Source organism: Psychrobacter sp. 1U2 (assembly GCF_051847575.1).
Window position 1 is genome coordinate 1 of sequence record NZ_JBPYDC010001698.1, and the last position, 540, is coordinate 540.

Sequence of the window (540 nt, forward strand, 5' to 3'; positions counted from 1 at the left end):
TAGCAACGTTTAAAGCCTAGTTAAAAATGCTGCCAAGCTTAGCAGGTGATGCAGTATCTGCCTATCAAAAATACGTTATTTTTCTTAGATTGGTAGTCACTCACGTTGCTATAATAACTTAAGCTGAGACTAGGTTTTATTATTTAACCATAAGGCTTTCAGAAACAACCCGTAGTCAGTGCTTAAAACTGACTATAAACGTTAAGTGTTTTAAATCTGAAACAGACAAACAAGTAAAAGCAATACCTGAAATCTAACGTCTGATATATGGGAGCATGATATGATAAGCGCTTTGAATTATGTATCATGAAAACTATAATCAGCAGTGTCAATACCAACCATAGTAACGGAAAACTTATGAGTCAGTCGCAAGCACATGATGAAAGCAATTCAAATCCACTGGATCCAAACTGGCGCAATGATGCTTTAGACCTAGACCTCGATTACGGCATGCAGACTATTGCAGTTCGTGCAGGGCAGCATCGTACTGATGAAGGAGAGCACGCCGAACCTATCTTTACCACCAGCTCTTATGTCTAT

The 540-nt window shown here is 38.7% G+C and carries 1 pseudogene; it reads left to right on the forward strand.

The window, feature by feature from the left end:
• Positions 1–357 precede the first annotated feature (357 nt).
• Positions 358–540 (forward strand): annotated as a pseudogene (locus ACS8FD_RS23950) (O-succinylhomoserine sulfhydrylase); the annotation flags it as partial.